Below are 12,460 nucleotides of genomic sequence, written 5' to 3'. Positions count from 1 at the left end.
CGATCAGAAGGCCCGATCAGGCGCGGCCGGGGCTCACAGGCTCCACTGGCGCAGTTCGTCGGCGATCGTCCGGACATCCGCCTTGTCCTGCTTCACCAGCCGTGCCAGATCCCTGACCTGTTCGGGCGAGGTGACGACCTTCAGCCCGCAGGCGACGAGATAGCCGTAGGCGACGGCCGAGGCGAACATCGCGTTGGAGTGCTCCAACGCCGGTACGTGGAGCAGCAGTTGCAGCAGGGCGGCGGCACGGGCGTACGGGTCGCTGTAGACGGGGATGCCGAAGACCTCGGCCTCGTGCCGGCTGACGGCGGCCACCAGCGCGCCCCAGTCGATGACGGGCGGGTCACCGGGGGTCCGGTGCTCGGCGACCATCAGCAGCCAGGCCAGATCGATCTTGAGGTTCAACGGCTGCCTTTGCGACGCTTGCCTTCCACGGCGGACTCGTCCGCGAACACCGACGCGTACTGCTTCATGAAGTCGGCGGCCGCTTCGACGAAGGTGTGCCCCACCTCGCCGGCGTCCTGATTGACCAGCTCCTCGATATAGCGGTTCACGCTCACTCCCCGTTGGAGAGCACGCTGGCGTGCCGCTTCGGCGGTCGCTTCGTCCACGCGTACGTTCAGCTGAGTCTTGGCCACGTCACCACGCTAGCGCGCGGGTGCTAGCACCGGCAAGAGGCGGTCAGGGGGCAGGCCGCACGGACGACGGCCCATCTGATTGGCTCGTCCCATGAGCGATCTTGTCATCCGCTGCGCCACCCTGTCGGACGTCGACGCCGTCCTGCGGTTCTGGCGCATCGCGGCGGCAGGAACCAGTGTCAGTGACGACCACGACGGCGTGGCCCGCCTCGTCACCCGGGACCCCGAGGCCCTCCTCGTCGCGGAGCGCGACGGCCTGCTGGCCGGGACGGTGATAGCCGGCTTCGACGGATGGCGGTGCTCCCTCTACCGCCTGGCCGTCCACCCCGATCTCCGCCGGCGGGGCATCGCCGCCGCCCTGCTGGAGGCGGCGGAACAGCGTTTCACGGCCCTCGGCGGGCGGCGGGGCGACGCCATGGTCCTGGAGGACAACGAACGGGCCCACCGGACCTGGGCATCGGCTGGCTACCATCGCGAGGACCACTGGCGACGGTGGGTCAAGCCGCTGTAACCGCCGCAGCCACGACCGGCGCTTTGCCTTTCCTTTACGATGGCTGTCCGCCCTGCCACCGACCGAGCCGTACCACCGACAACTACGCCGACACCGACACCGACCGAAAGGTGTGAGCGTCCGCCCATGGGCGAGCCTCCCAGCAGCCGACATCGCGCAGTCCTCCGCTCCCTGGCTGATCATGGGACGGAGGTGAACCGATGACCGAAGTCCTTCTGCTCATCGTGGCGCTGCTGCTCTCGCTGGCCTGCTCGGCCTTCGTCGCGGCGGAGTTCTCGCTCACGACCGTCGAGCGCAGCGAACTCGAGGAGGCCGCCGAGCGGGGCGAGCGCGGCGCGGCGAGCGCGCTGCGTGCGGTGCGCGGGCTCACCTTCCAGCTGTCCGGCGCCCAGCTCGGCATCACCGTCACCAACCTGGTCATCGGGATGCTCGCCGAGCCGTCGATCGGGAAGCTGCTGCGCGGTCCCATCGAGTCGATGGGTCTGCCGTCCGGCGCGGCTTCGTCGGCTGGCCTGGTGATCGGCACGGCCGTGTCCACCGTTTTCCTGATGGTGGTCGGTGAGCTGGTCCCGAAGAACTGGGCGATCTCCTCCCCCCTGACCGTTGCCAAGATGGTGGCCACCCCGCAGCGCTGCTTCAGCGCGGTTTTCCGCCCGCTGATCAGCCATCTCAACAACACCGCCAACCGGCTGCTGCGCCGGCTCGGTATGGAGCCGACGGAGGAGCTGGCCTCGGCCCGTTCGCCGCAGGAGCTGGTCGCACTGGCCCGGCACTCGGCCAAGGCGGGCGCGCTGGAGGAGGACACCGCCGAGCGTTTCGTCCGTACGCTCAACCTGGCGGATCTCACCGCCGAGAACGTGATGACGCCCAGGGTCCAGGTGGTGGCGCTCGATGTGCAGGCCAGCGCAGAGGACGTCGCGAACGCCACCCGCGCCACCGGCCTGTCGCGCTTCCCGGTCTACCGGGGCAGCCTCGACCAGGTCGTGGGAGTCGCCGACATCAAGGACGTACTGGCGCTCCCGGCGGAGCGCAGGCCGCGTTTCCCGGTGTCCGAGCTGCTCCGCGAGCCCCTGCTCGTACCGGAGACGCTGACCGTGGACCGGCTGCTCGACCGGATGTACGGCAAGCGCACGATGTCCGTGGTGATCGACGAGTACGGCGGCACGGCCGGTGTCGTCACGCTGGAGGACATCGTCGAGGAGGTCGTCGGCGAGGTACGCGACGAGCACGACCCGCACGAGACGCCCGACCTGGCCGGTGCGGGCGAGGACGCCGACGGACGGCCGGTCTACTCGGTCGACGGGGCCGCGAGGACCGATCAGCTGGAGTCGATCGGCCTGCGGGTGGCCGAAGGCCCGTACGAGACCCTGGCGGGTTTCGTCGCCACCGAGCTGGGGCGTATCCCGGCCGAGGGCGACAGTTTCGAGGTGGGTGGCTGGCGGATCGATGTGGTGGACGCGAGCGGGCGCCGCGCCGCGCGGCTGCTGCTGCACGCACCGGAGGCGGCGGACGGCGACGACGACCCGGACGGCAAGGACGACAAGGACACCAAGCGCGGCAAGCCCGGCCGGACGGGCAGAACCGCCGAGTCCGCCGGGGATGCCGAGTCCACCGGGGACGCCGGAACCGACGATGAGGACGGGGACCTGCGATGACTGTGATCCAGCTGTTCATCGGGCTGCTGACGCTGGTCGTCAACGCCTTCTTCGTCGGCGGTGAGTTCGCGCTCATCTCCGTACGGCGCAGCCAGATCGAACCGGCGGCGGAGGAGGGCGACCGGCGGGCGCGGAGCGTGCTGTGGGGGCTGGAGCACCTGGCAGCCCTGATGGCCGCGGCGCAGCTCGGGATCACGCTCTGCACGCTGGTGCTCGGTGTGGTCGCCGAACCGGCCATCGCCCATCTGCTGGAGCCGGTCTTCCACACCGTCGGGATGCCCGGCGGGCTGATCCACCCGGTCTCCTTCATCATCAGCCTCACCGTGGCGACCTATCTGCACATGCTCTTCGGCGAGATGGTGCCGAAGAACATCGCCCTGGCCGGGCCGGTGCGGACGGCGCTGCTGCTCGGCCCTCCGCTGGTCACGCTGGCGCGTGCGCTGCGTCCGGTGATCTTCGCGATCAACTCCTTCGCCAACGCGCTGCTGAAACTGCTGCGGGTCGAGGCGAAGAGCGAGGTCGCGGCGACCTTCACGGACGACGAGCTGGCCCGCCTGGTGACCGACGCATCGGCGGCCGGTCTGCTGGACGACCGGGCGAGCGAGCGGCTGCACGACGCCCTGGAGCTGGGCCGCAGGCCCGTACGCGATGTGGTCGTGCCGCTGGAGCAGGTGGTGTACGCACGTCTGGGAACGACCCCGGAGAAGCTGGAACAGCTGTCGGTCGAATCCGGCTTCTCACGCTTCCCCGTGGTCGACGACAACCGGCGGATTCTCGGGTACCTCCACGTCAAGGACGCACTGGACGCGCTGCCCCGCGATCTGCCGTTCGCGGTCTCCGCGATGCGGGCCATCGCCCGGGTGCGCGCCGCCAGCCCGCTGGACGACGTACTGACGGCGATGCGCCGCAGCCGTACACATCTGGCGGCGGTGATGGGCGACGACGGCACCCTCGCCGGGCTGGTGACGATGGAGGACCTGCTGCGGGAGCTGGTCGGGCGCCCGGCGGCTCCGGCGGCCGGGACCGGCGACTGACCGGCCGCCGCGCTCGCCCCGGGGCAGCGGTGGCGCACCACGGTAGGATCGTCCGGCGATGAAATTGAATGCCTCCTACACCAGTCTGGTCGCGGTCGGCGACTCCTTCACCGAGGGAATGTCGGACGCCCTCCCGGACGGCTCGTACCGCGGCTGGGCCGACCTGCTCGCCGCGCGCCTGGCGGCACGGACTCCCGGCTTCCGCTACGCGAATCTCGCCGTACGCGGAAAGCTGATCGGCCAGATCGCCGACGAACAGGCCCGAGCCGCGGCTGAGCTCAGGCCCGATGTGGTGACGCTGGTGGGCGGGCTCAACGACACGCTGCGCCCCAAGTGCGACATGGGGATGGTGCGCGGCCGGCTGGAGGAGGCGGCGGGACGTCTGGCTCCCGCCTGTGGGCAGCTGGTCCTGATGCGCAGTCCTGGCCGGAACGGGCCGGTGATGGAACGCTTCCGCCCGCGCATGGAGGAGCTGTTCTCCTTCATCGACGACCTGGCCGCGCGGCACGGCGCGCTGGTCGTCGATCTCTACGGTGCCCCGGTGCTGGGAGACCAGCGGCTGTGGGACGTGGACCGGCTGCATCTGACGGCCGATGGGCACCGCCGGGTGGCCGAGGCGGTGTGGCAGACGCTGGGGCTGGCGGCCGAGGACGACTGGCGGGCGCCGCTGCCCCCGGCCACGGCGGCCCGCTGGGCGGCGCGACGCACCAGCGACCTGCGGTTCGCGCGCGAGCATCTGGTGCCGTGGATAGGACGGCGGCTGACGGGACGTTCGTCCGGTGACGGGCGCAGCGGCGCACAGTTCTGCGCCAGGAGCGGCAAGGCGTTCTGGATCACGCCCGCGGACGACGGCGCCCCGGGACCGGTGACCGGCTGGCGCCGGCTGGAGGCCGCGCCGGAGGTGCCGGGCCTGGCCGACGGGCCGGACGTGCCGGATGGGCGGGGCCTGCCGGATGCGCCGAGCCTGCCGGATGGGCCGTAGGCGCTGGGCCGTGGCGTGACGGGCAAGGCGTAACGGGCGTTGCGTGACGGGCAAGAGGTGACGGGCATGGCGCCGGCCTGTGAGTGCCGGCGGGCATCTGCGGTTCGGTACGCGTACGAACGGGCCGCCGCCGGGTCACAGCGTGTCCGGGGCGAGGGCGCGGACCGCGGCCACCGTGTCCGCCTCGGCGGGGCCCTTGTCCTCGCGGTAGCGCAGCACGCGTGCGAAGCGCAGGGCGAGTCCCGCCGGATAGCGGGGGCTGCGCTGCAGCCCGTCGAACGCCACCTCCACCACCAGCTCCGGCCGTACCCGTACGACATACCCGTCCCTGCTCACCTCGCGTGCCAGCAGTTCGCGGGTCTGCCAGACGAGCAGTTCATCGGTGAGGCCTTTGAAGGTCTTGCCCAGCATCACCCAGGGCTCCGGATCCCCGGCCTCTCCACGAGCGGCGAGATGGAGATTGCTGAGCACGCCCTGCCGCCTGCCGTGCCCCCACTCGGCCGCGGTCACCACCAGGTCGAGCGTGTGCCGTGGCTTCACCTTGATCCACCCGGCCCCGCGGCGCCCGGCCGCGTACGGCGCCGCGGGATCCTTCACCACCACGCCCTCCTGCCCCTGTGCGACCGCGTCCGCGAAGAACCGCTCGGCCTCGGCCGTCTCGCCGGTGACCGTACGCGGGACGCGCAGATCCACCGGCACCACCGCGTCGAGCGCCTCCCAGCGGGTGCGCGCGGGCAGGTCGATGAGGTCGGCGCCGTCGCGGTGCAGCAGGTCGAAGAAGTACACCCGCAGCGGCACTTCGGCCCGCAGCCGGACCGGGTCCTGACGCGACGCCGTACGGGCGGCCGTCACCTGGAACGGCAGCGGGCGCCCGTCCGGGCCCACCGCGATGGCCTCCCCGTCCAGGACGGCGGACCTCACCGGCAGTTCGGCCACCGCCTCGACCACTTCGGGCACCCATGAGGTGATGTCGTCCAGGCTGCGGGTGAAGACGGCCACGTCGGCACCGTTCCGGTGGACCTGCACCCGGATCCCGTCCAGCTTCCACTCGACAGCCGCGGGCCCGACCCGTTCCAGGGCCGCCGCCACATCGGGCTCGGCCGCCGCGAGCATCGGCCGCACCGGCCTGCCCAGTTCCAGGCCGAACGCCCGCAGTGCCTCCCGCCCGCCGGACAGCGCGGCGGCCGCCACGGCACGGGCGGACCCCCGGAACATCAGAGCCCGCCGGACATCGGCGGCCGACACCCCTGCGGCCTTCGCCACCGCGTCCGCGACCACGGAGTCGAGTGCACCCTGCCGCAGTTCGCCGACGAGTACGGCCGCGAGAAAGGACTGCTCCGAGGCGGTGGCCCGGGAGAACAGCCCCTGGAGCAGGGCGCTGCGCTCGTCCCGCGAGCCGGGGCCGTGTACGGCGGCCAGCTCGGCCAGGACGTCCTGTGTCTCCCGCACACCGAGCGACGGTTCAGCGGCGGGCTCCGGAAGGTCGCGCAGGGCCGCTGGCCCCACCCCGATCCGCATCCGCCGGGACTCACCGGAGAGCAGGGCCACCGCCGCCGGAAGGTCGTCGGGGCCCAGGCTTCGCAGGTACTCCGCCAGCAGGGCGGTCTTCGCGTTCCTGGCGGATTCCGAACCGACGGCGCGTGAGGTGGCGGCGAGTTCATGAAGCAGCATGGCGGGGCTCCGGGCCGGTGGAAGAAACTGGGCGGCGGTGCTCGGATCCGTACCCGTTTTCCACCGCGCCGTCCCGGGACGGACGGGTGCTGTGACCGGTGCTGCGATCTGGCCGGGGGGCCGGACGGGCACTGCGTCCAGTGCTGCCACTTGGCGGGGACGGACGGGCACTGCTCCCGGTGTTACGGCCTGGCCGGGACGGGACCCGCACCCCGCGGTGCTGTGCTGCGTATCCGGGCTCAGCGCACCCCGTGCGGACGGAACTGCACGCTGATGCGCGGCCCCACAGGGCGCGCCGTCTTGAGAATCGCGTGCTCCCAGGTGCGCTGACAGCTGCCGCCCATCACGATCAGGTCCCCGTGCCCCAGCGGCGTACGGACGGTGCTGCCGCCGCCGCGCGGCCGCAGTGTCAGGCTCCGGGGAGCGCCGAGCGAGAGGATCGCCACCATCGTGTCCTCCCTGCTGCCGCGGCCGATCGTGTCCCCGTGCCAGGCGACGCCGTCCCGCCCGTCACGGTAGAAGCACAGTCCGGCCGTGGTGAAGGGCTCTCCGAGCTCCTTCGCGTAGTGCGCTCCGAGTGCGTCACGGGCCTCGTCGAGCGTGGGGTGCGGCAAGGGGGCGGCCGCTTCGAAGAACGACAGCAGCCTCGGCACCTCCACCACCCGCTCGCACATGACGCGCTGCTCCGCGTGCCAGGGGACGTCCCGCGCCAGTACGTCGAAGAGCGCGTCCGCCCCGGTGAGCCACTGCGGCAGCACGTCGATCCAGGCTCCCTGCCCCAGGTGGCTGCGGCGCACCTCGGTCAGCGGGCGAAGGCCGGTCGCGTCGCCCTGGTCGAAGAGGGAACTCTGCAGGTGGACAGCCATACGACCCAGAGTACCCGAACACTTATTCGAACACGGTCTCCCGCTCCGAACGCCGTAGCAACCTACGAACGGAACCGGGGCACCGACCTGCAGAAACCGCCAGTAGAATCACTTCACGTGACTGCAAAGCCTCGCATCCCCAACGTCCTGGCCGGCCGCTACGCCTCCACGGAGCTCGCCGTCCTCTGGTCCCCCGAGCAGAAGGTCAGGCTGGAGCGCCGGCTCTGGCTCGCTGTGCTGCGGGCCCAGCAGGACCTGGGGATCGAGGTCCCTGCGACCGCGCTCGCCGACTACGAGCGGGTGCTCGACCAGGTCGACCTGGCGTCGATCGCCGAGCGCGAGAAGGTCACGCGGCACGATGTGAAGGCGCGGATCGAGGAGTTCAACGCCCTCGCGGGGCACGAGCAGATCCACAAGGGCATGACGTCCCGGGACCTCACCGAGAATGTCGAGCAGCTCCAGATCCGGCTCTCGCTCGAGCTGATGCGCGACCGTACCGTCGCGGTGCTCGCGCGCCTCGGCAGGCTGGCGGGCGAGCACGCCGAGCTGGTGATGGCCGGGCGTTCGCACAACGTGGCGGCGCAGGCGACCACCCTCGGCAAGCGCTTCGCGACGACCGCCGACGAGCTGCTTGTGGCGTACGGACGTCTCGACGACCTGCTGGGGCGTTACCCGCTGCGCGGCATCAAGGGCCCGGTCGGCACCGCCCAGGACATGCTGGACCTGCTGGGCGGGGACGAGTCGAAGCTGGCGGAGCTCGAGGAGCGGATCGCGGGGCACCTCGGCTTCGCGCACGCCTTCACCTCGGTCGGCCAGGTGTACCCGCGCTCGCTCGACTACGACGTGGTGACCGCGCTGGTCCAGCTGGCGGGTGCTCCCTCGTCCCTGGCCAAGACCATCCGGCTGATGGCCGGGCACGAGCTGGTCACCGAGGGCTTCAAGCCGGGACAGGTCGGCTCGTCCGCGATGCCGCACAAGATGAACACCCGCTCCTGCGAGCGTGTGAACGGCCTGATGGTGATCCTGCGCGGTTACGCCTCGATGACCGGCGAACTGGCCGGTGACCAGTGGAACGAGGGCGATGTGTCGTGCTCGGTCGTCCGCCGTGTCGCCCTGCCCGACGCGTTCTTCGCCTTCGACGGGCTGCTCGAGACGTTCCTGACCGTGCTGGACGAGTTCGGCGCGTTCCCGGCCGTCGTCGCCCGCGAACTCGACCGGTATCTGCCGTTCCTGGCCACCACCAAGGTGCTGATGGGTGCCGTACGGGCGGGCGTCGGCCGGGAAGTGGCGCACGAGGTCATCAAGGAGCACGCGGTCGCATCCGCCCTCGCCATGCGTGAACAGGGCGCCGAGCGCAACGAACTGCTCGACAAGCTCGCGGCCGACGACCGGATGCCGCTCGACCGGGCGCAGCTGGACGCGCTGATGGCCGACAAGCTGTCCTTCACCGGCGCCGCCGGCGGCCAGGTGGCCGCGGTGGTCTCCCGGATCGAGGAGATCTCCAAGCAGCACCCGGAGGCAGCCGCCTACGCCCCCGGCTCGATCCTCTGATCCGCCGGCCGGCGCACCGATGAAGCCCGAAGAGCTGGAGGCCGCCCGCGACCGCATCGTCCCCGATGTGGTCGCGGAGGGCCTGAACGTGCTGTTCTGCGGAATCAACCCCGGCCTGATGACGGCCGCGACCGGCCATCACTTCGCCCGGCCGGGCAACCGCTTCTGGCCGGTGCTTCACCTGTCGGGGTTCACACCCCGGAGGTTCGCCCCGTCGGAGCAGGACGATCTCCTGGCTCTCGGCCTCGGCATCACCAATGTGGTGGCACGGGCATCGGCCCGCGCCGACGAGCTGAGCGCCGATGAGTACCGCGAGGGCGGTCGCATCCTGACGGCCAAGGTGGAGAGGCTGAAGCCGCGTTGGCTCGCCGTCGTGGGAGTCACCGCCTACCGCACGGCGTTCCGTGAGCCCAAGGCCAGGATCGGACCGCAGACGCGGACGATCGGCTCCACCCGGATCTGGGCACTGCCCAACCCGAGCGGACTCAACGCCCACTGGACGGCGGCCACGATGGCCGAGGAGTACGGCAGGCTCCGCGAAGCCGCACAGACCGCACCCGGCCCGCACCCGCCCACGCGGCCCCCGTCGCCCCGGCCTCCGACTCCGTAGGCCACGACGGCGGGGAGGACAGGAACAGCAGGGATCTCGGGGCGAACAGGACTGACAGGGCTGACAGGGCTGATCAGGAATCGCGTCCCGGCGCCCGCACCGTGAACCGGTCCAAGAGCCGGTCCAAGAGCCGGCCCCCTTCCAGGCTGAACACCAAAGGGCTACGGCGGGTCCACGTCGGTGACCACCGCGACCAGCCGGTCTCCTCCCCGTACAGCACCGGTGGCGATCCACCGGCCCTCCGCCTTCCAGAGATGGAGGGCCGCCACGGTGGTACACAACTCGTCCCAGGGCTCGGGTATCTCCTCGCCCTCCATACGCCGGGCCAGCATGCTCCAGAGGCTGAACATCTGCGCCTCGCCCCACCGTGCGTCGAGCACGGCCACCAGGGCCTCGGACTCAGCCGCGAACTGGTCCTCCGCTTCCTCCACCGCCTCCGCCACGGGGTCGTCCGCGCCGCTCGGGGCGTCCCCGCTTATCAGCGTCGTGAGGTGGAAGCCAGGCCCGCACGGCCCGGTGTCCGACCATCCGCGCTGCACGGGGAACGCACGGGCCCGCAACCGGTCGATGGCGGCGACGTACTGAGCGGTGGTCATCCTCTCAGTAAACCTTCCCCCTCCGACAGTTGGTCGCCGGGCATACCCTCCCGACCCGCCACCGGCCGGGCAGGCACTCGCCGCCCGACCTGTCACCCGGTACCATCCGGCACACACGCACGAGCTGAGCTGGGAGGACGACGTTGGGGCAGCTGACCGGCGGGGATCCCTCGTTGCTGCGACGGATCAACTCCTCCGTGGTGCTGCACGCACTGCGCGGCGAGGTGTTCCCGACCCTGACGGATCTCACCCGTATCACCGGCCTGTCGCGGCCGACGGTCGAGGGCGTGATCGACGGTCTGATCACGGCCGGGCTCGTCGTCGAGGACTCTCCTGAGGCGGAGGGCGAGACCCGGCGGCAGGGGCGCCCCGCGCGGCGGTTCCGTTTCCGTGCGGAGGCGGGGCATCTGCTCGGCATCGAGATCGGACCGCACCGGGTCGCCGCCCTGGTCTCCGGCCTCGACGGGGAGATCATCGGCGCCGGTTCCCGCGAGGTGCCCGAGACCGCCCCCGCGGACGAGCGGCTGGAGCGGGTCCGGAGCACGGTGGCCGATGTCCTGCGCCGTGCCGGAGTCGCACGCAGCACCCTGCGCGCGGTCGGGGTCGGCAGCCCCGGAATCGTGGAGGCCGACGGTACGGTCCGGCTGGGAACCGCGCTTCCCGACTGGACGGGGCTTCCGCTGGGCGAGCGGCTGCGGCGGTCGTTCCGCTGCCCGGTCCTCGTCGAGAACGACGCCAACGCGGCAGCCGTGGCCGAGCACTGGAAGGGCGCGGCGACCGACTCCGACGACATCGTCTTCGTACTCGCCGGGCTGAGCCCCGGGGCGGGGTCACTGATCGGCGGGCGGCTGCACCGTGGTTTCGGCGGGGCAGCGGGCGAGATCGGCGCGCTGCACCTGCTGGGGCGCGGGGTCACTCCGGAGAAGCTGCTCTCCACGACCGACGAGCCGCTCCACCCGCTGGACGAGCACGCGGTCGCCGAGGTTTTCACGCATGCGAAGGAAGGCGACACCCGGGCCAAGGCCGCCGTCGAGCGGTTCATCCAGCGGCTGGTCCACGATGTGGCCGCCCTGGTGCTGGCGCTCGACCCGGAACTGGTCGTGATCGGCGGCTGGGCGGCCGGGCTTGACGGTGTACTGGAGCCGCTGCGGGGCGAGTTGGCGCGCTACTGTCTGCGCCCGCCCCGGGTCGCGCTGTCCGTGCTCGGCGAGGCAGCTGTGGCGACCGGTGCGCTGCGGCTGGCGCTCGACCATGTGGAGGAGGAGCTCTTCGCCGTGGAGGGCACGGTCACGGCCCGCCGCTGAGCGCACCGCCGGGCGCGGGACTTGGCCCGACATCAACCCCCCGCGTCATCCGCAGGCCCTGCATATCCCGTCAGGAAGCCGTGTCCCGTCAGGAAGCCTTCTTGCCGCCGGGCAGCTCGTCGCTTATCTCCACGTCGCCCGAGTCACCGAAGGTGAGCCTGCACGTGTCCGCCCGGTAGGTGGCCACCGACACCGCGATCGTCCTGCCACCCGCGATGTACCGCGTGGTGACGACGAGCACCGGAGCGCCGGGCAGCCGGTCGAGTTCCTTGGCGTCGTCCGCGCGGGCCGAACCGAGCTCCACCGCACGGTCCTGGCCCTCGAGGTTCAGATGCTGCAGCTCACGCAGCACGGCGCGCGCACGCGCCGGACCCGACGGGGCCTCTATGGCGGACAGTTCGGGCACGGAAGCCGCCGGCACGTACACCACCTCGGTGGCGACGGACTGGCCGTGCGACATCCGGATCCTGCGTACGGTGTGCACGGCGTCGTCGCTGTCCGCGTCGAGCAGCCTGGCCACTGCGGCCGGCGCCGCGGCGCTGCCGCACTCGACGGGCTGCCAGGCATCGTCGGACGCACCGGGCCAGGTCTGCTGAGAAGTCGACACATCGACACCGACTCGCGGCGGGGCGACCGTGGTGCCCACGCCCCGGCGGCGCTGCAGACGGCCTTCCAGTTCCAGCTGTTCCAGCGCCTGACGCAGCGTGGCGCGCGCGACGCCGAAACGGGCGGCCAGTTCGCGCTCGTTGGGGAGGATCTCCCCGACCGCGAATTCCGAGTCCAGCGCCTCCGTGAGCACGGTCTTGAGGTGCCAGTACTTCGGCTCCGGCACCGATTCCAGCTGCGTGGTCCCCACCCTGATCCTCCGCAATCGCCGTGTCCCCGGCGGCTTTTCTGTGCCCTTATTTATTAAAGGTTCCTGCACTAACTCTGCGAGAGTAGGGCGGCACCCGTTCTTGGTCAAGACCAATCCTCACGCGATAGCGGAGCGGAGCCGGTTCATGACGCAGAGCGTTCATGAGAAGTTATCGACCGGCGGCCG

The 12,460-nt window shown here is 71.3% G+C and carries 13 protein-coding genes; 7 read left to right on the top strand and 6 right to left on the bottom strand.

Going from position 1 to position 12,460, the window contains the following annotated elements; genetic code table 11:
• Positions 1-33: 33 nt before the first annotated feature.
• Both OG510_RS33745 and OG510_RS33740 read right to left on the bottom strand, forming a co-directional pair.
• Positions 34-405 (bottom strand): fic family toxin-antitoxin system, toxin component, encoded by a 372-nt coding sequence (locus OG510_RS33745; RefSeq protein ID WP_406141819.1) that lies wholly within the window; start codon positions 403-405, stop codon positions 34-36.
• Positions 402-638, bottom strand: coding sequence for an antitoxin (locus OG510_RS33740; protein WP_328375554.1), 237 nt, complete (start codon positions 636-638; stop codon positions 402-404). The genes OG510_RS33745 and OG510_RS33740 overlap by 4 nt, the downstream gene beginning before the upstream one ends.
• 91 nt (positions 639-729) lie before the next feature.
• Here OG510_RS33740 and OG510_RS33735 point away from each other — a divergent pair, with 91 nt between their 5' ends.
• The 4 genes from OG510_RS33735 (at position 730) to OG510_RS33720 (ending at position 4,820) form a co-directional block, all read left to right on the top strand.
• Positions 730-1,149 (top strand): GNAT family N-acetyltransferase, encoded by a 420-nt coding sequence (locus OG510_RS33735; protein WP_406141818.1) that lies wholly within the window; start codon positions 730-732, stop codon positions 1,147-1,149.
• A 200-nt stretch (positions 1,150-1,349) separates the two neighbouring features.
• Entirely contained in the window at positions 1,350-2,804 is a 1,455-nt protein-coding gene (locus OG510_RS33730; protein ID WP_406141817.1) for a hemolysin family protein, read from the top strand.
• Positions 2,801-3,838: a hemolysin family protein gene (locus tag OG510_RS33725; protein WP_406141816.1), complete on the top strand. Its 1,038-nt coding sequence runs from the start codon at positions 2,801-2,803 to the stop codon at positions 3,836-3,838. Before OG510_RS33730 ends, OG510_RS33725 begins: the two co-directional genes overlap by 4 nt.
• Before the next feature lie 58 nt (positions 3,839-3,896).
• Positions 3,897-4,820 (top strand): SGNH/GDSL hydrolase family protein, encoded by a 924-nt coding sequence (locus OG510_RS33720; protein WP_406141815.1) that lies wholly within the window; start codon positions 3,897-3,899, stop codon positions 4,818-4,820.
• 135 nt (positions 4,821-4,955) lie between these two features.
• Here OG510_RS33720 and OG510_RS33715 read toward each other — a convergent pair whose 3' ends face one another.
• Complete coding sequence (locus OG510_RS33715; RefSeq protein WP_406141814.1) at positions 4,956-6,491, bottom strand: ATP-dependent DNA ligase; 1,536 nt, start codon at positions 6,489-6,491, stop codon at positions 4,956-4,958.
• A 239-nt stretch (positions 6,492-6,730) separates the two neighbouring features.
• Positions 6,731-7,357, bottom strand: a complete 627-nt coding sequence (locus tag OG510_RS33710) for an alpha-ketoglutarate-dependent dioxygenase AlkB (RefSeq protein WP_406141813.1) — start codon at positions 7,355-7,357, stop codon at positions 6,731-6,733.
• Between the two features lie 117 nt (positions 7,358-7,474).
• On the opposite strand from OG510_RS33710, the gene purB reads away from it, so the two are divergent.
• Complete coding sequence (gene purB / locus OG510_RS33705; RefSeq protein WP_406141812.1) at positions 7,475-8,908, top strand: adenylosuccinate lyase; 1,434 nt, start codon at positions 7,475-7,477, stop codon at positions 8,906-8,908.
• 19 nt (positions 8,909-8,927) lie between these two features.
• Entirely contained in the window at positions 8,928-9,518 is a 591-nt protein-coding gene (gene mug, locus OG510_RS33700) for a G/U mismatch-specific DNA glycosylase (protein WP_406141811.1), read from the top strand.
• Between the two features lie 161 nt (positions 9,519-9,679).
• Here the strand turns inward: mug and OG510_RS33695 are convergent, their stop codons facing one another.
• Positions 9,680-10,114 (bottom strand): hypothetical protein, encoded by a 435-nt coding sequence (locus tag OG510_RS33695; protein WP_406141810.1) that lies wholly within the window; start codon positions 10,112-10,114, stop codon positions 9,680-9,682.
• Between the two features lie 143 nt (positions 10,115-10,257).
• Here OG510_RS33695 and OG510_RS33690 point away from each other — a divergent pair, with 143 nt between their 5' ends.
• Positions 10,258-11,418: an ROK family protein gene (locus tag OG510_RS33690; RefSeq protein WP_406141808.1), complete on the top strand. Its 1,161-nt coding sequence runs from the start codon at positions 10,258-10,260 to the stop codon at positions 11,416-11,418.
• 88 nt (positions 11,419-11,506) lie between these two features.
• On the opposite strand, the gene OG510_RS33685 is transcribed toward OG510_RS33690, so the two are convergent.
• The gene (locus OG510_RS33685; protein ID WP_406141806.1) at positions 11,507-12,274 is read right to left on the bottom strand and encodes a GntR family transcriptional regulator; all 768 of its coding nucleotides are present in this window, start codon (positions 12,272-12,274) and stop codon (positions 11,507-11,509) included.
• Between the last annotated feature and the right edge of the window lie 186 nt (positions 12,275-12,460).

Source organism: Streptomyces sp. NBC_01089 (assembly GCF_045162975.1).
Taxonomy (GTDB): domain Bacteria; phylum Actinomycetota; class Actinomycetes; order Streptomycetales; family Streptomycetaceae; genus Streptomyces.
Note: the sequence above shows the minus strand (reverse complement) of the source record. Positions and strands in the feature narration are given on the sequence as shown.